This is a genomic window from Paraburkholderia phenoliruptrix (genome assembly GCF_047325075.1).
Taxonomy (GTDB): domain Bacteria; phylum Pseudomonadota; class Gammaproteobacteria; order Burkholderiales; family Burkholderiaceae; genus Paraburkholderia; species Paraburkholderia phenoliruptrix.
Map to the genome: position 1 here is coordinate 2,703,800 of NZ_CP168531.1, position 14,158 is coordinate 2,717,957.

The following is a 14,158-nucleotide window of genomic DNA, read 5'->3' on the forward strand; positions in this document are numbered from 1 at the left end:
AGTCACTCACTCGGGCGCCGCGTTTTTTATTTAATGCATGTGTCGACGCTGCACAGCGTCAATACATATCGAACGCCCTTTGCAGCGCGACCGGCCCTGTAGCGCCCGCGGCCAGGGCGAGCATCAGCAGCACGCGCGCCTTGTACGGGTTCAGCGAGCCGGCGCTGACAAAGCCGAGCGCATCGTCGGCGGCCGCGCCGTTGCGCATCACATGCCCTGAACCCACGCGCGACGAACGCACCACGGCGACGCCCTGCGACGCCGCGTCCGCCAATGCCTGCGCGAGCGACGCGTGAATCGAACCGTTGCCCGTGCCCGCCACGACAATGCCGCGCACGCCCGCCGTCACGAGCGCATCGACGGCGATGCGCGACACGCCCGCATAGCTCGCCACGATTTCCACATGCGGCCAGTTCGCGCCGATCACGAACTCGGTCGCGCGCGTGTGCGCACGCACGACGCTGCGCTGGAACTCCACCCGCCCGTCCTGCACCCAGCCAAGCGCGCCGATTTCCGGCGACTGAAACGCATCGACGGCGTACGTGCTCGTCTTGACGACATCGCGCGCGCTATGGATCTTGTTGTTGAACGCGACCAGCACGCCCTGCCCGCGCGCCGCCGCATTTGCCGCCACCGTGACCGCGTTCAGCAGATTCAGCGGACCATCCGCCGACAAGGCCGACGCCGGGCGCATGGCGGCCGTCAGCACGACCGGTTTGTCGGACTTGACGGTCAGATGCAGCAGGTAGGCGGTTTCTTCGAGCGTGTCCGTGCCGTGCGTGATGACGACGCCGTCGATGTCGTCGGCGGCAACGAGCGCGTTGACGCGTTGCGCGAGCGTGGTCCACAGCGGCATCGACATGTCTTTGCTGTCGATACTCGCAGTCTGCTCGGGCACGACGTGCGCCACCGTAGACAAGGCCGGCACGACCGACAGCAATTGTTCGACGCCGACCACGCCGGCCTGATAGCCGGCGGTGTTGGTGGCATCGGCAGCCGCGCCGGCAATCGTGCCGCCGGTCGCGAGCACGGCGATGCGCGGCAGCGGCGCCGCCGCGCGGGAGGAGGAAAGGGAAGTCTGTGTGTTCATGGCGGCGATTGTAAGCGATGACGCCCCGCCGTCGCGCGCCCTGGCGCTCCCCACAAACCCTTGTCTGTTCCGACCGTCAAGCCCTTACACCGCTTCGCGCAGCTGCGCGGCGATTTCCGCCTCGGTCAATTGCGGCGCGAACATCTCGATGAGACGGTACGCATACGCGCGCAGAAACGCGCCCTTGCGCAAGCCGACCCGCGTGGTGCTGGCCTCGAACAGATGCTGCGTGTCGAGCGCGACGAGTTCGCTGTCGCGCTTGGGGTCGTAGGCCATCGCCGCCACCACGCCGATGCCCATGCCGAGCTCCACGTAGGTTTTGATCACGTCGGCGTCGATCGCGGTCAGCACCACGTCGGGCAAGGCGCCGGCTTTCGCGAAGGCCTGGTCGATGTGCGAGCGGCCCGTGAAGTCCTGGTCATACGTGACAATCGGGAATTCGGCGATTTCGTCGAGCGTGAGATTCGGCCGGCCGACGAGCGGATGATCCTTCGGCACCACCACGACGTGATGCCACGAATAGCACGGGAAGGTGACGATGTCCGGGAAGCGGTCGAGCGCTTCGGTGGAAATGCCGATATCCGCCTCGCCGTTGATGATCATCTGCGCGATCTGCTGCGGGCTGCCCTGGCGCAGCGCGAGGTGCACCTTCGGGAACACTTCGGTGAACTGGCGGATCACCTTGGGCAGCGCATAGCGGGCCTGCGTGTGCGTCGTCGCGACCACCAGGTGGCCGCTGTCCTGATCCGCGAACTGGCGCGCGACGCGACGCAGATTCTCAGCATCGAGCAGCATCCGCTCGATCAGCTGATGCACCGCCTTGCCCGGCTCCGTGAGGCCCGTGAGCCGCTTGCCGCGTCGAATGAAGATGTCGACGCCGAGTTCGTCTTCGAGGTCCTTGATCTGTTTCGACACGCCCGACTGCGATGTGTACAGCACGTTCGCCACTTCGGTCAGGTTCATGTTCTGACGCACGGCCTCGCGCACGAAGCGCAATTGCTGGAAATTCATCTTGAAGTGTCCGGTTCAGCGAAAGTTGAATTATTGGAATAGGTCGCGTGGGATCGAAGCGCGCGCGTCTGCCGCTTGCGCGGTCACTGCGCCGGAAACACGCGCAGCGCGCGCGGCACGGCAGTCACGCCGTCGCCGACTGCAAGCTGCAGCTCGCGCCATGCTTCGCGATCGAGTTCGGCTTCGAGCAGATTGCCCTCGCGGCCCGCCAGTTCGACGCGCACCGAGCCGCCGAGCGTGACGACGCGCCGCACATCGACGACGATACCCTCGCGGTGCCCCGCCGACTGCGGATACAGCTGCAGGTCGTGCGGCCGCACATAGGCGAAAGCGGGGCCGCTGAAATCGCTGCTGATCGCCACCGGCAACGCGGCGCCGTCCACGACGAAACCGCTAGCGTCCACCTTGCCGTGCAGACGGTTCGCCGCGCCGAGAAACTCGTACACGAACGACGTTTGCGGATGGTCGTACACGTCCTGCGGACTGCCCACCTGCTCCACATGCCCGCGGTTGAGCACGACGATGCGATCCGCCACCTCGAGCGCCTCTTCCTGGTCGTGCGTGACGAAGATCGTCGAGATATGCAGGTCGTCGTGCAGGCGCCGCAGCCAGCTGCGCAGCTCCTTGCGCACCTTGGCGTCGAGCGCGCCGAACGGTTCGTCGAGCAGCAGCACTTTCGGCTCGACGGCGAGCGCGCGTGCGAGCGCGATACGCTGGCGCTGGCCGCCCGACAATTCAGACGGATAGCGTTGCGCGAGCCAGTCGAGTTGCACGAGCTTCAGCAACTCGTGCACTTTCTCGCGGATCACGGCTTCCGAGGGCCGCTCCTTTCGCGGCTTCACGCGCAGCCCGAACGCCACGTTCTCGAACACCGTCATATGGCGGAACAGCGCGTAGTGCTGGAACACGAAGCCGACTTCGCGCTCGCGCGCGCCCACCGTCGCCACGTCCTGGCCTTGCAGCACGACCTGGCCGCCGTCCGCGTATTCGAGACCTGCGATCACGCGCAGCAAGGTGGTCTTGCCACAACCCGAGGGCCCGAGCAGCGCAACCAGTTCGCCCGGCGGAAAATCGAGCGAGACGTTGTCGAGCGCGACGAAATCGCCGAAGCGCTTTTGCAGGTTACGTACGGTGATACCCATTACAGCTCTCCTTGCTTGAGCGGGTGTTGCTGCGAGACCGATGTGTCGAGCGGCAGTGCCGCGGTGGGCAGCGCTGGCGGACCGGCGTGCGCGGGCACGTCGCGCGCGTCCGACAGTTCCCCCGACAGGTGGCGCTCGGCGAGCAGCTTGAGCGCGAGCGTCACGAGTGCCAGTAAGGCCAGCACCGAGGCCACGGCGAATGCCGCCGAGAAGTTGTATTCGTTATAGAGAATCTCGACGTGCAGCGGCATCGTGTCGGTCTGCCCGCGAATATGGCCCGACACCACCGACACCGCGCCGAACTCGCCCATCGCCCGTGCGTTGCACAGAATCACGCCGTACAGCAGACCCCATTTGACGTTGGGCAGCGTGACGCGGCGAAAGGTCTGCCAGCCGGATGCGCCGAGCACGTGCGCGGCCTCTTCTTCGTCGTTGCCTTGCGCCTGCATCAGCGGAATCAGCTCCCGCGCGACGAACGGAAACGTCACGAAGATGGTGGCGAGCACGATGCCCGGCACCGCAAAAATGATCTGCACGTTATGCGCCTGCAGCCACGGCCCGAACCAGCCTTGCGCGCCGAACATCAACACGTAGATGAGGCCCGAGATCACCGGCGACACCGAAAACGGCAGGTCGATCAGCGTGGTCAGCAAAGCCTTGCCGCGAAACTCGAACTTGGCGATACACCACGAAGCCGCGAGCCCGAAACCGAGGTTGAGCGGCACCGCGATCGCCGCCGTGGTCGCCGTGAGCTTGATGGCGGCGAGCGCATCGGGGTCCGCGAGCGACTCCAGGTAGAAACCGAGCCCCTTGCTGAGCGCCTGATAAAACACGGCGACGAGCGGCACCACCAGAAACAGCGCGAGAAACAGCAGCGCGACGCCGGTCAGGATCCAACGCACCGCGGGCGGCTCGCTGACGGGATCCGGGCGGCGAGCGGCATTGAGCGGCGCGCGCGGGGCCGCGGCGGGCGAATTCGCAGCGCCTGCGTTCCCGATGCTATCGACGGAACGGCGATTCATTGCACACCTCCGCCAATGCTTGCGACACTCGTCACGCTCGCCGCGGCGGGCGCCGGGCCTGCGCTGCCGCGGCTCGTGCGGCGCTGCAAATACCACTGCAGCGTGTTGATGAAAAGCAGCATCAGGAACGACACGACGAGCATCACCACGGCGAGCGCCGTCGCCCCCGCGTAGTCGTACTGCTCCAGCTTCGTGATGATGAGGAGCGACGTGATCTCCGACTTCATCGGCACATTGCCGGCGATGAAAATGACCGAGCCGTATTCGCCGAGCGCGCGCGCAAAGGCCAGTGCGAAACCGGTGAGCAATGCCGGGAATACCGCCGGCAGCACGACGCGGCGAAACGTCAGCCAGCGCGAGGCGCCGAGGCACGCGGCGGCCTCCTCCTGTTCGCGCTCGAACTCCTCCAGCACCGGCTGCACGGTGCGCACGACGAACGGCAAACCGATGAAGGTCAGCGCGACCAGCACGCCCACCGGCGTAAAAGCCACCTTGAGCCCGAGCGGTTCGAGAAACTGGCCGATCCAGCCGTTGCCCGCATACACAGCCGCGAGCGAGATGCCCGCCACCGAGGTGGGCAGCGCGAACGGCAGATCGACCACGGCATCGACGATGCGCTTGAACGGAAACCGGTAGCGCACGAGCACCCACGCAACGAGAAAGCCGAATACCGCATTGATCAGCGCGCCGCCCAGCGCCGAGAAGAACGTGAGCCGGTACGAGGCGAGCACCCGCGGCGAGCTGACCGCGCGCACGAACTGGCTCCAGTCGAGCGTCGCCGTCTTCAGAAAAGTCGCGGCAAGCGGGATCAGCACGACGAGGCTCAGATACGCCACCGTGATGCCGAGGGTCAGGCCGAAACCAGGCAGCGCGCTCGGTTTGCGGAAAGTCAACGTCGTCATGCTCGTTACTCGTTCAATTGATGCTCGTGTTGCAGGCCGCCTCGATCCGATCGGCCAGAAGCGCGCCAGCGGCGCGCTCCGGGGCGACGCGCAGCGACGCGTCGCGTCGTGTTGCCCCGCCCGCGCCGGCTACTGCGCGGACGCGGTCAGGGTTACTGTGGCTGGTAGATCGAATCGAACACGCCGCCGTCGGCGAAATGCGTCTTCTGCGCGTTGCTCCAGCCGCCGAACGTATCGTCGACGGTGTACAGCTTCAGCTTCGGAAACTTCGCGGTCAGCTCGGCGGGCACTTTGTTCGAACGCGGACGGTAGAAGTTCTTCGCGGCGATTTCCTGGCCTTCCTGGCTATACAGGAAGTTCAGATACGCCTCGGCGAGCTTGCGCGTGCCATGTTTATCGACCACCTTGTCCACCACCGCGACCGGCGGCTCGGCCAGAATGCTGACCGACGGCACGACGATCTCGAACTTGTCCGTGCCGAACTCCTTGACCGATAGGAACGCCTCGTTTTCCCACGCGATCAGCACGTCGCCGATGCCGCGCTGCACGAAGCTCGTGGTCGCGCCGCGCGCGCCGGAATCGAGCACGCCCGCGTTCTTGTAAAGCTTCCCGACGAATTCCTTCGCCTTCTGATCGTTGCCGCCCGGCTGGTGCGCGGCATACGCCCAGGCCGCCAGGTAATTCCAGCGCGCGCCGCCCGACGTCTTCGGATTCGGCGTCACGATCGACACGCCCGGCTTCGTCAGGTCGTCCCAGTCCTTGATGTGCTTGGGGTTGCCCTTGCGCACCAGAAACACGATCGTCGACGTATAGGGCGACGCGTTGTCAGGAAGCCGCTTCTGCCAGTTCTTGTCGATCAAGCCCTTGTTCGCAATGGCGTCGATGTCGTAGGCGAGCGCGAGGGTCACGACATCGGCCTGCAGGCCGTCGAGCACCGAGCGCGCCTGCGCGCCCGAGCCGCCGTGCGACTGCTTGAACGTGACCGTCTCGCCGGTCTTCGCCTTCCATTCCTTGCCGAAGGCCTGGTTCAGGTCCTGGTAGAGCTCGCGAGTCGGGTCGTAGGAGACGTTGAGCAGCGTCGTGTCGGCCGCCTGCGCGTGAGAGATCGCGCCGAGCGCCGCCGCCGCACCGAAAGCCAGCGCTGCGATGAATGTTCGGGTCTGATGGGCCCGCCCCGTGTTCCGGTGGTTCATGCCAGGTTCTCCGCGTGTTGGTTCGCCAGTTGCAGCGAGTGATGTTGTTCTGCGTCGGATCACGTGCACATGAGCGACTTGGAGGCCAGTCTATCGAAGGGCTTTCATCATTAAAAATAATGTTTGCTCATTTTTTAATACGCAAAAGTGGTAATGACAGCCGGATAAGGCGTTGCGGCATGAAAACGGGTGTTCGAGCGCCGTTCAGCGGCGCCATGACGTGACCGTTTGCGACGAACTTAAAGTAAAGCTTGAATTGCGCCGGATACTGTATAAAAATACAGCCACCTGTTCATACATACAGTGGCGCCATGACCAAACTCACCGCACGACAGCAGCAGGTTTTCGATCTGATCCGCCGCGCCATCGAGCGCACCGGCTTTCCGCCCACCCGCGCGGAGATCGCCGCGGAGCTCGGCTTCAGCTCGGCTAACTCGGCCGAAGAGCATTTGCGGGCGCTGGCCCGCAAGGGCGTGATCGAACTCGCGGCGGGCGCCTCGCGCGGCATTCGTCTGCTGCCGCCCCAGGAATTCGGGCAAGACGGCACGCAGCATCAGTTCACGCTACCGCATCCGAGCATCATGCAGCTGTCGCTGCCGCTTGTCGGCCGGGTCGCGGCCGGTAGTCCGATCCTCGCGCAGGAACATATCGCGCAGCACTACGCGTGCGACCCGGCGCTCTTCTCGAGCAAGCCCGACTACCTGCTCAAGGTGCGCGGCCTTTCCATGCGCGACGCTGGCATTTTCGACGGCGACCTGCTCGCCGTGCAGAAGCGCAGCGAGGCGAAAGACGGCCAGATCATCATTGCCCGGCTCGGCGACGACGTCACGGTCAAGCGTCTGAAGCGCCGGCCCAACGGCATCGAGCTGATTGCCGAGAACCCCGATTACGAGAACATCTTTGTCGAGACAGGCAGTGCGGACTTCGCGCTGGAAGGCATCGCCGTCGGGCTGATCCGCCCCGGCGAGTTCTGATGGCGCACGCGGGGCGGGTGGTTTTCGGCAACGCCGCACGTCTACCCTCGCCTTCCGCGCTTGCCTTTCACCCTTGCCTGCCACCGACCAAGCTGTCGCCGGGCTGCCGCTAACAGGCAGCCACTATGTTGAATCGCCCGGAGAGCCTCATGGAACGCCTTGCCCGCCTGTTGCCGTTTCGCCAGTTCGGCCGTCTGCGCCATTTGCGCAAGCTGGTGCCTTGCTCATTGATCGAAGCATCCACGGCCGCCACCGCGTCGCTGTTCGACTCGCCGATAAACGGCTCCGGCGGGCATGCCGCGCTGCCGTCGTCATTGCCGGCCTTCGCCCGGGTATCGCTGAATTCGGGGCTCAATACGGCCGAGCCCGCGCGCCGCGCGCCGGTGCGGGTCTATCACGGGCCGTCGCGGCTCATCATGGTCGGCACAGTGGACGCGGTCTGCCGCATGATCGACCGGTGCATCGCCGAAGAAACCGACGTTCAGGGCGCAGTGTTCGAGTCCTGATCGGCGTGAGGTAGGTGCGCCGTCGGGTGCAAACATTGCGTCACACCTGATGGAGCTGATGGAGCTGACGGAGAATTCTGACCGATGGCCGTTTCAACACGCAAGAATCGCAGCACCCGTCCACTTGTCGTCACGCTGATCGTGATTGCGCTCATCGCGGGCTTGGGTTTCGCCTATGCATCGCCGTATATCGCGCTCAATAATCTGAAACGCGCCGCCGATGCGCGAGACGCGCAAACCGTCAATCAGTACGTCGATTTCCCGGCGTTGCGCGAAAGTCTGAAGCAGCAGGTCACCGGCTTGCTGACCCGGCGGCTCGACGCACACGGCAACGGCAATCCGTTAGCCGCGATCGGGGCGATGATCGGCGTGGCATTGATCGGTCCGCTGGTCGACGCCTATGCGACGCCCGACGGCGTGGCCGCCTTGCTGAACGGTATGCCGCCGCGCGGCGAACCCGGCGAGCGGCCGCCCACGCCGCCAGCGGCCGGCAATCCTGCCGCGGCAAACGGACCGGCGCCTGCATCGCAAGGCGCCGCTCAGCCGGTGGATCAAAGCGCCGGCAACGGCGCCAACCCCGCCGGCGGCGACGCGGGCCACAGCCCCACGCCACCGCAGCCGCCGCAAACCACCGCCGGCTATCGCGGGCTCAACGAGTTCGCCGTCACGTACCAGCACGGCGCCGGCGACGCGCGCTATTCCGCGATCTTCCGGCGCGAAAGGCTCTTTACGTGGAAACTGGCCGCGGTCAATCTCAACGAGTGAGCAGCCGCGCGGGGGCGGCGCATTCTGCTTCGCCTGGCTCGCCGGCCGCTCAAACCGCTCAAACCGCTCAGGCCGCTTCCTGCTGCTGCTCCTGCGCGGACGAACACGCGACCAGGATGCTGCATGACACACGGTCGAGCAGCGGCGTGTTGCCCGCGCCCATCCACCATCGCGACAGGCCGGTGCGGCAACGGTGGCCCACCACCACGAGGTCCACGTGCAGTTCATTGGCCAGATTGGCAATCTCGTCGATTGGATGGCCGAACGCAAAGTGGCCCTGCGCCCGCACACCGCGCTCCGTCAACCAGTCGACGCCTTCTTGCAGAATGTCCCGCGCGGTCTTTTCAAAGCTGCCGCACGCGACGTCGGTCAGCAGGCCCGCGCTTTGCGCAATGCTCGAGCGCATATCCACCACCGAGAGCAGGTGCGTTTCCGCCTTGAGATCCAGCGCAAGATCGGCACCGCAGCGTAGCGCTTTGCGGCCTTCACGCGAGCCGTCGTAGCACAGCAGGATTTTCTGGTAGCTCGCCATCGTTTTCCCCTTTCCGCAAAAGCGCGGTCTGAATCAATCATGGTGCGCCGCAATTCCGCTTGCAAGGGATGGAAAACGCTAACTGCGATTTACACGTGCCCCTGCCTTGTGCAGACGAGGCTTGCGCCACCACGACAGCATCCCAGATGCGGATGCCGCAGTGCAAAAGGCGGCGATGCCGGCGCGGCACACGGGCCAACCGTTCGCAGCCGATGGCCTAGAATGAGCAGCCTTGGCGCTCATTCCCGCCTTTTCCCGGAGCCTCGATCTCTTCCATGCCCGACACCGCCATCGAATTTCACCAGGTCGAAAAAAGCTACGGCGAAAAGAAGGTTGTCGACGGACTGTCGTTTCATGTCGACACTGGCGAATGTTTCGGCCTGCTCGGGCCGAACGGCGCCGGCAAGACCACCACGTTGCGCATGCTGCTCGGCATCGCCGCGCCGGATGCCGGCACGATCCATCTCTGCGGAGAGCCGATACCGGGCCGCGCGCGCGTCGCGCGGGCCCGCGTCGGCGTGGTGCCGCAGTTCGACAACCTGGATCCGGACTTCACCGTCCGCGAGAACCTGCTGGTGTTCGGCCGATATTTCGGCTTAAGCGGCGCCCAATGCCGCGCGATGGTGCCCTCGCTGCTCGAATTCGCACGCCTCGAAAGCAAGGCCGACGCGCGCGTGAGCGAACTGTCCGGCGGCATGAAGCGGCGCCTCACGCTCGCGCGCGCGCTCGTCAACGATCCGGACGTGCTGATCATGGACGAACCGACGACCGGGCTCGACCCGCAGGCGCGGCACCTGATCTGGGAGCGGTTGCGTTCGCTGCTCGCACGGGGGAAGACGATTCTGCTGACCACCCATTTCATGGAGGAAGCCGAGCGGTTATGCGACCGGCTGTGCGTAATCGAGGAAGGACGCAAGATCGCCGAAGGCGCGCCGCGGGCGCTGATCGAATCGGAAATCGGCTGTGACGTCATCGAGATTTTTGGGCCCGATCCGCTTGCATTGCGCGACGAACTCGCGCCGCTCGCGCAGCGCACCGAGATCAGCGGCGAGACGCTCTTCTGCTATGTGAACGACGCCGAGCCGGTGCACGCGCGGCTCAAGCAGCGCTCGGACCTGCGCTATCTGCACCGCCCGGCGAATCTCGAGGACGTTTTTCTGCGACTGACCGGTCGCGAGATGCAGGACTGACTCGCGTCGGCAAAGCACAAAGCAGCGCACCAGACCGAGCACAAAGCAGAGCACAAAGCAGAGCACAAAGCAGCGCACCCGACACCGCACGAGACCCGCCATGGATGCACGCACTTACCGAAGCAACGAAGCCACGCCGGGCAGGCAAGCGCCGCTCGCCGCCTTGCCCGCCAACGCGGTCAACTGGATCGCGGTGTGGCGCCGCAACTATCTCGTCTGGAAAAAGCTCGCGCTCGCCTCGATGTTCGGCAATCTCGCCGATCCGATGATCTATCTGTTCGGCTTGGGCTTCGGTCTGGGATTGATGGTCGGGCGCGTCGACGGCGTGTCGTACATTGCGTTTCTCGCGGCGGGCACGGTGGCGTCCAGCGTAATGATGTCCGCGAGCTTTGAGTCGATGTATTCGGGTTTCTCGCGCATGCACGTGCAGCGCACCTGGGAAGCCATCATGCACACACCGTTGACGCTCGGCGACATCGTGCTCGGCGAAGTGTTCTGGGCGGCCAGCAAGTCGGTGCTGTCGGGCGCGGCCATCATGCTGGTGGCGGGCGCGCTCGGCTACGCCAGCTTTCCGTCGATGCTGCTCGCGCTGCCCGTCATCGTGCTGACGGGTCTTGCGTTTGCCAGTGCGGCCATGGTCGTCACCGCGCTCGCGCCGTCGTACGACTTTTTCATGTTTTATCAGACGCTGGTATTGACGCCGATGCTGCTGCTTTCCGGCGTGTTTTTTCCGATCTCGCAATTGCCCGCCGCCGCGCGCGGTGCCGCCGACATTCTGCCTTTGGCGCACGCCGTCGATCTGATCCGGCCGGCGATGCTGGCCCGGCCGCTGGAGAACGTCCTGTGGCACGTGGCCGTGCTGGCCGTTTATGCAGTGGGCGGGTTTCTGGTGTCGGCCGTGCTGTTCCGGCGCAGGATGATGAAGTAGCGGAGATTGGCACGGGCGTCGGCCGCATGCGGCCAGCGCCCGCGATTGAACCGGTAGGACGGCGCTGGCTCAGTCCTCGTCGTCGGTCCAGGGAATGTCGACGTCCGAAATGAACGCGACTGTCGCGAAGGGACCGCCTTCGTGGCGCCCGATCTTGCCGTCGGCGCGCTGCCACTCCACACGGAACACGGTGCCCGGATCGTCGGCGATCAGGCGCACGGTGCGGATTTCGTCGGGATCGGCTTCTTCCACCGGGCCGTCGAGCGAAATTTGCAGCTCCTGCGGCCACAGACCGTCGGCGGGATCGTAAATCTTGTCGCCGTCCGGAATCAGCGTGAATGCCTCTACGCCGATGGTCGCGGATGCGTCCACGATCATTTTGGCCAGCGCGCGCAGCAACGCGGTCGCCCGCGCCGAATTCGCCTGACGGATCGCAAGGTCCCCGCGCGTCAGCGCCTGCTCGAGCTTTGGGTTTGTTTTTTGTTGCGCCATTCGATGTCCTGAGTCCTATCGCTGTGTTGTTTGCAACGCGGCATGAGCCCCGCCGCCGCTGCCGTTTTTGGGCTGCATCGTACCATTCGCGCGCGCCGCTCAAGCCACGACAGGCACGCGAAGGCACAGAAGCCCGTCCCGCTCACCACAGTTTAGGTCGTGATTGGCCGACAGGCAGGGACATTTGCCTTTCGTTGCAAGTGCCTGCGGACTCAAGGCGCGGGATTCGGCTGCAACTGATGCAGCGCGTCGATTTCATCCAGCACCTGTTGCGAGAGCTTGACGTCGACGCTCGCAATGTTCTCCTTCAACTGATCGAGCGACGTGGCGCCGATCAGATTGCTGGTCACGAACGGCCGGCTGTTGACGAACGCAAGCGCGAACTGGGCCGGCGAGAGGCCGTGGCGCCTCGCCAGTTCCACATAACGCGAGGTGGCCTGAATCGCTTGCGGCTTGCTGTAGCGCTGGAAGCGCTCGAACAGCGAAATGCGCGCGCCCACCGGACGCGCGCCGCCTTCATATTTGCCGGACAGCCAGCCGAATGCGAGCGGCGAATACGCGAGCAAGCCGATGTTGTCGCGATGCGCGTATTCCGAGAGCCCGGCTTCGTAGGTGCGATTGAGCAGACTGTACGGATTCTGGATACTGACGATGCGCGGCAAGCCGAGCTTCTCCGACGCGCGCAGGAACTGTGCGACGCCCCACGGCGTTTCGTTCGAGACACCTACATGGCGCACCTTGCCGGCCTTGACGAAATCGGCGAGCACGGAGAGCGTTTCCTCGATCGGCACGGTGTATTCGTCGTCGACCCACGGATACGCCGGGCGGCCGAACGTCATCGTGCTGCGGTCCGGCCAATGCAGCTGGTACAGGTCGACGTAGTCCGTTTGCAGACGCTTCAGGCTATCGTTGAGCGCCTCGGTCAGATTCTTGCGGTCGAACTGGTTGGTTTCGCCGCGAATATGTCGCGGATTATGCGGCTGACGCGCCGGGCCGGCGATCTTGGTGGCGAGCACGATCTTGTCGCGTGCGCCGCGGTGCTGCGCAAGCCATGTGCCGATAAAGCGCTCGGTAGAACCCTGCGTTTGCGCGCGCGGCGGCACCGGATACATCTCCGCGGTATCGATCAGGTTGATGCCGTGATCGAGCGCGTAGTCGATCTGCACGTGCGCGTCCTGTTCGCTGTTCTGCTCGCCCCACGTCATGGTGCCGAGCCCGATCAGGCTGACCTGCACATCCGAATCGCCGAGTCTGCGGTATTCCATGGAAGCTGTCCTATCCGTTGTATGAACATAAACCGCTGACGTTACCACGCCGGCGCGATGCCTGCAGCGGCTAGAATGCCGTGCCGGCAGGCGTCGGAAGACCCTGCGCCAAACCCTCCTTGCCTCGATCGAATCGCGATGAATCCCGAACACCTCGAACTGCTGGTCACGCGCACCATGCCGTACGGCAAGTACAAGGGCCGTCTGATCGCCGACCTGCCCGGGCACTATCTGAACTGGTTCGCGAGTCAGGGCTTTCCGCCGGGCGAGATCGGGCGGCTGCTCGCGTTGATGCATGAGATCGATCACAACGGGTTGTCGTCGCTGATCGAGCCGTTGCGCAAGCGCTGAAGGACTTGAAATGGTCGCGATGATGAGCGCCCGCGCCGTGCCGCGACGAACCGAAGATTAACTAACTGTTACCGGGCGGCGACGCGCTAAGGCGGGCCGCCACCGAAGCATTCGTCGCAGCCTTCGGCACGACGGTGCGACGCGAGGTCGAGCCGGCTCACAGACACATTTGTCGACCGTAATGCATGGACACAAATGCGGCTGAACTCCTTAGCTTGCGATCTTTCTGATTCTTTATGTCAGCACGGGGAGACGATCGTGAGCAGGCTCTTTGCATCGGCGGCATTGCTGGCTGCGGCGACAGCTCTCGGCGGATGCGCGGTTGCGCCCGCCTATGACTACGGCTACGCGCAACCCTACTACCCCGACTATGGCTACGCGTACGGCGCGCCGTATGCGCCGGTGTATGGCACGGTCGGCATCTGGAGCGGCTGGGGTGGCGCTTGCTGCTACCACGGCGGTGACCACTGGCACGGCGGCGGTTGGCATGATGGCCACGGCGGAGGCGGCTGGCACGGCGGCGGATATGGCGGATCGCACGGCGGCAGTTCGTGGAGCGGCGGCGGTGGCGGACATGGCGGGCGGAGTCATTGAGGTCCGCACATCCGCCAAAAAAGCAAACAAGCGCAAAACAAAAACGGCGTTGTGATTTCTCACAACGCCGTTTTTTATTACTTGCGTCATCGCTTACTGCTGCAATGATTGACCGCTGAATTCTTTGGGGTGGCTGATGGGGCTCGAACCCACGACAACAGGAATCACAATCCTGGACTCTACCAACTGAGCTACAGCCAC

16 protein-coding genes and 1 tRNA gene are annotated in these 14,158 nt (G+C 64.6%); 7 read left to right on the plus strand and 10 right to left on the minus strand.

Translation table 11 applies throughout. The features are described from left to right. Positions 1-58 precede the first annotated feature (58 nt). From ACEN8U_RS24145 to ACEN8U_RS24170, 6 genes are all read right to left on the minus strand, one after another. Complete coding sequence (locus tag ACEN8U_RS24145; RefSeq protein ID WP_015002713.1) at positions 59-1,090, minus strand: asparaginase; 1,032 nt, start codon at positions 1,088-1,090, stop codon at positions 59-61. 84 nt (positions 1,091-1,174) lie between these two features. Beyond that, positions 1,175-2,101 (minus strand): CysB family HTH-type transcriptional regulator, encoded by a 927-nt coding sequence (locus tag ACEN8U_RS24150; protein ID WP_013588513.1) that lies wholly within the window; start codon positions 2,099-2,101, stop codon positions 1,175-1,177. A gap of 83 nt (positions 2,102-2,184) precedes the next feature. Continuing rightward, entirely contained in the window at positions 2,185-3,243 is a 1,059-nt protein-coding gene (locus ACEN8U_RS24155; protein WP_015002714.1) for a sulfate/molybdate ABC transporter ATP-binding protein, read from the minus strand. After that, entirely contained in the window at positions 3,243-4,265 is a 1,023-nt protein-coding gene (gene cysW / locus ACEN8U_RS24160; RefSeq protein ID WP_015002715.1) for a sulfate ABC transporter permease subunit CysW, read from the minus strand. Before cysW ends, ACEN8U_RS24155 begins: the two co-directional genes overlap by 1 nt. Next, entirely contained in the window at positions 4,262-5,167 is a 906-nt protein-coding gene (gene cysT, locus ACEN8U_RS24165; protein ID WP_015002716.1) for a sulfate ABC transporter permease subunit CysT, read from the minus strand. The genes cysW and cysT overlap by 4 nt, the downstream gene beginning before the upstream one ends. 152 nt (positions 5,168-5,319) lie before the next feature. After that, entirely contained in the window at positions 5,320-6,360 is a 1,041-nt protein-coding gene (locus ACEN8U_RS24170) for a sulfate ABC transporter substrate-binding protein (protein ID WP_015002717.1), read from the minus strand. A gap of 311 nt (positions 6,361-6,671) precedes the next feature. On the opposite strand from ACEN8U_RS24170, the gene lexA reads away from it, so the two are divergent. From lexA to ACEN8U_RS24185, 3 genes are all read left to right on the plus strand, one after another. After that, positions 6,672-7,334, plus strand: coding sequence for a transcriptional repressor LexA (gene lexA, locus ACEN8U_RS24175; protein WP_013588518.1), 663 nt, complete (start codon positions 6,672-6,674; stop codon positions 7,332-7,334). Positions 7,335-7,483: 149 nt separating this feature from the next. Beyond that, on the plus strand, positions 7,484-7,840 hold the full coding sequence (locus ACEN8U_RS24180; RefSeq protein WP_041745316.1) for a hypothetical protein: 357 nt from the start codon (positions 7,484-7,486) through the stop codon (positions 7,838-7,840). Positions 7,841-7,924: 84 nt separating this feature from the next. After that, positions 7,925-8,605, plus strand: coding sequence for a DUF2939 domain-containing protein (locus tag ACEN8U_RS24185; protein ID WP_015002719.1), 681 nt, complete (start codon positions 7,925-7,927; stop codon positions 8,603-8,605). A 67-nt stretch (positions 8,606-8,672) separates the two neighbouring features. Here the strand turns inward: ACEN8U_RS24185 and ACEN8U_RS24190 are convergent, their stop codons facing one another. Beyond that, the gene (locus ACEN8U_RS24190) at positions 8,673-9,137 is read right to left on the minus strand and encodes a universal stress protein (RefSeq protein WP_006048805.1); all 465 of its coding nucleotides are present in this window, start codon (positions 9,135-9,137) and stop codon (positions 8,673-8,675) included. 275 nt (positions 9,138-9,412) lie between these two features. Here ACEN8U_RS24190 and nodI point away from each other — a divergent pair, with 275 nt between their 5' ends. After that, entirely contained in the window at positions 9,413-10,327 is a 915-nt protein-coding gene (gene nodI / locus ACEN8U_RS24195) for a nodulation factor ABC transporter ATP-binding protein NodI (RefSeq protein ID WP_013588522.1), read from the plus strand. Between the two features lie 100 nt (positions 10,328-10,427). Next, the gene (locus ACEN8U_RS24200; RefSeq protein WP_015002720.1) at positions 10,428-11,255 is read left to right on the plus strand and encodes an ABC transporter permease; all 828 of its coding nucleotides are present in this window, start codon (positions 10,428-10,430) and stop codon (positions 11,253-11,255) included. A gap of 69 nt (positions 11,256-11,324) precedes the next feature. Here ACEN8U_RS24200 and ACEN8U_RS24205 read toward each other — a convergent pair whose 3' ends face one another. Both ACEN8U_RS24205 and ACEN8U_RS24210 read right to left on the minus strand, forming a co-directional pair. Further along, on the minus strand, positions 11,325-11,747 hold the full coding sequence (locus ACEN8U_RS24205; protein WP_013588524.1) for a hypothetical protein: 423 nt from the start codon (positions 11,745-11,747) through the stop codon (positions 11,325-11,327). A 212-nt stretch (positions 11,748-11,959) separates the two neighbouring features. Beyond that, positions 11,960-13,012 (minus strand): NADP(H)-dependent aldo-keto reductase, encoded by a 1,053-nt coding sequence (locus ACEN8U_RS24210; protein WP_015002721.1) that lies wholly within the window; start codon positions 13,010-13,012, stop codon positions 11,960-11,962. Positions 13,013-13,150: 138 nt separating this feature from the next. Here ACEN8U_RS24210 and ACEN8U_RS24215 point away from each other — a divergent pair, with 138 nt between their 5' ends. Both ACEN8U_RS24215 and ACEN8U_RS24220 read left to right on the plus strand, forming a co-directional pair. Beyond that, on the plus strand, positions 13,151-13,363 hold the full coding sequence (locus ACEN8U_RS24215) for a DUF3820 family protein (protein WP_013588526.1): 213 nt from the start codon (positions 13,151-13,153) through the stop codon (positions 13,361-13,363). Positions 13,364-13,621: 258 nt separating this feature from the next. Next, positions 13,622-13,957 (plus strand): hypothetical protein, encoded by a 336-nt coding sequence (locus tag ACEN8U_RS24220; RefSeq protein ID WP_013588527.1) that lies wholly within the window; start codon positions 13,622-13,624, stop codon positions 13,955-13,957. Between the two features lie 125 nt (positions 13,958-14,082). Here ACEN8U_RS24220 and ACEN8U_RS24225 read toward each other — a convergent pair. Next, a tRNA-His gene (locus ACEN8U_RS24225) sits at positions 14,083-14,158 on the minus strand.

What these genes read in the sequence shown, in the direction of transcription:
- ACEN8U_RS24145 (WP_015002713.1), bottom strand. Translation starts at nt 1,090, where the DNA reads ATGAACACACAGACTTCCCTTTCCTCCTCCCGCGCGGCGGCGCCGCTG.
- ACEN8U_RS24150 (WP_013588513.1), bottom strand. Translation starts at nt 2,101, where the DNA reads ATGAATTTCCAGCAATTGCGCTTCGTGCGCGAGGCCGTGCGTCAGAAC.
- ACEN8U_RS24155 (WP_015002714.1), bottom strand. Translation starts at nt 3,243, where the DNA reads ATGGGTATCACCGTACGTAACCTGCAAAAGCGCTTCGGCGATTTCGTC.
- cysW (WP_015002715.1), bottom strand. Translation starts at nt 4,265, where the DNA reads ATGAATCGCCGTTCCGTCGATAGCATCGGGAACGCAGGCGCTGCGAAT.
- cysT (WP_015002716.1), bottom strand. Translation starts at nt 5,167, where the DNA reads ATGACGACGTTGACTTTCCGCAAACCGAGCGCGCTGCCTGGTTTCGGC.
- ACEN8U_RS24170 (WP_015002717.1), bottom strand. Translation starts at nt 6,360, where the DNA reads ATGAACCACCGGAACACGGGGCGGGCCCATCAGACCCGAACATTCATC.
- lexA (WP_013588518.1), top strand. Translation starts at nt 6,672, where the DNA reads ATGACCAAACTCACCGCACGACAGCAGCAGGTTTTCGATCTGATCCGC.
- ACEN8U_RS24180 (WP_041745316.1), top strand. Translation starts at nt 7,484, where the DNA reads ATGGAACGCCTTGCCCGCCTGTTGCCGTTTCGCCAGTTCGGCCGTCTG.
- ACEN8U_RS24185 (WP_015002719.1), top strand. Translation starts at nt 7,925, where the DNA reads ATGGCCGTTTCAACACGCAAGAATCGCAGCACCCGTCCACTTGTCGTC.
- ACEN8U_RS24190 (WP_006048805.1), bottom strand. Translation starts at nt 9,137, where the DNA reads ATGGCGAGCTACCAGAAAATCCTGCTGTGCTACGACGGCTCGCGTGAA.
- nodI (WP_013588522.1), top strand. Translation starts at nt 9,413, where the DNA reads ATGCCCGACACCGCCATCGAATTTCACCAGGTCGAAAAAAGCTACGGC.
- ACEN8U_RS24200 (WP_015002720.1), top strand. Translation starts at nt 10,428, where the DNA reads ATGGATGCACGCACTTACCGAAGCAACGAAGCCACGCCGGGCAGGCAA.
- ACEN8U_RS24205 (WP_013588524.1), bottom strand. Translation starts at nt 11,747, where the DNA reads ATGGCGCAACAAAAAACAAACCCAAAGCTCGAGCAGGCGCTGACGCGC.
- ACEN8U_RS24210 (WP_015002721.1), bottom strand. Translation starts at nt 13,012, where the DNA reads ATGGAATACCGCAGACTCGGCGATTCGGATGTGCAGGTCAGCCTGATC.
- ACEN8U_RS24215 (WP_013588526.1), top strand. Translation starts at nt 13,151, where the DNA reads ATGAATCCCGAACACCTCGAACTGCTGGTCACGCGCACCATGCCGTAC.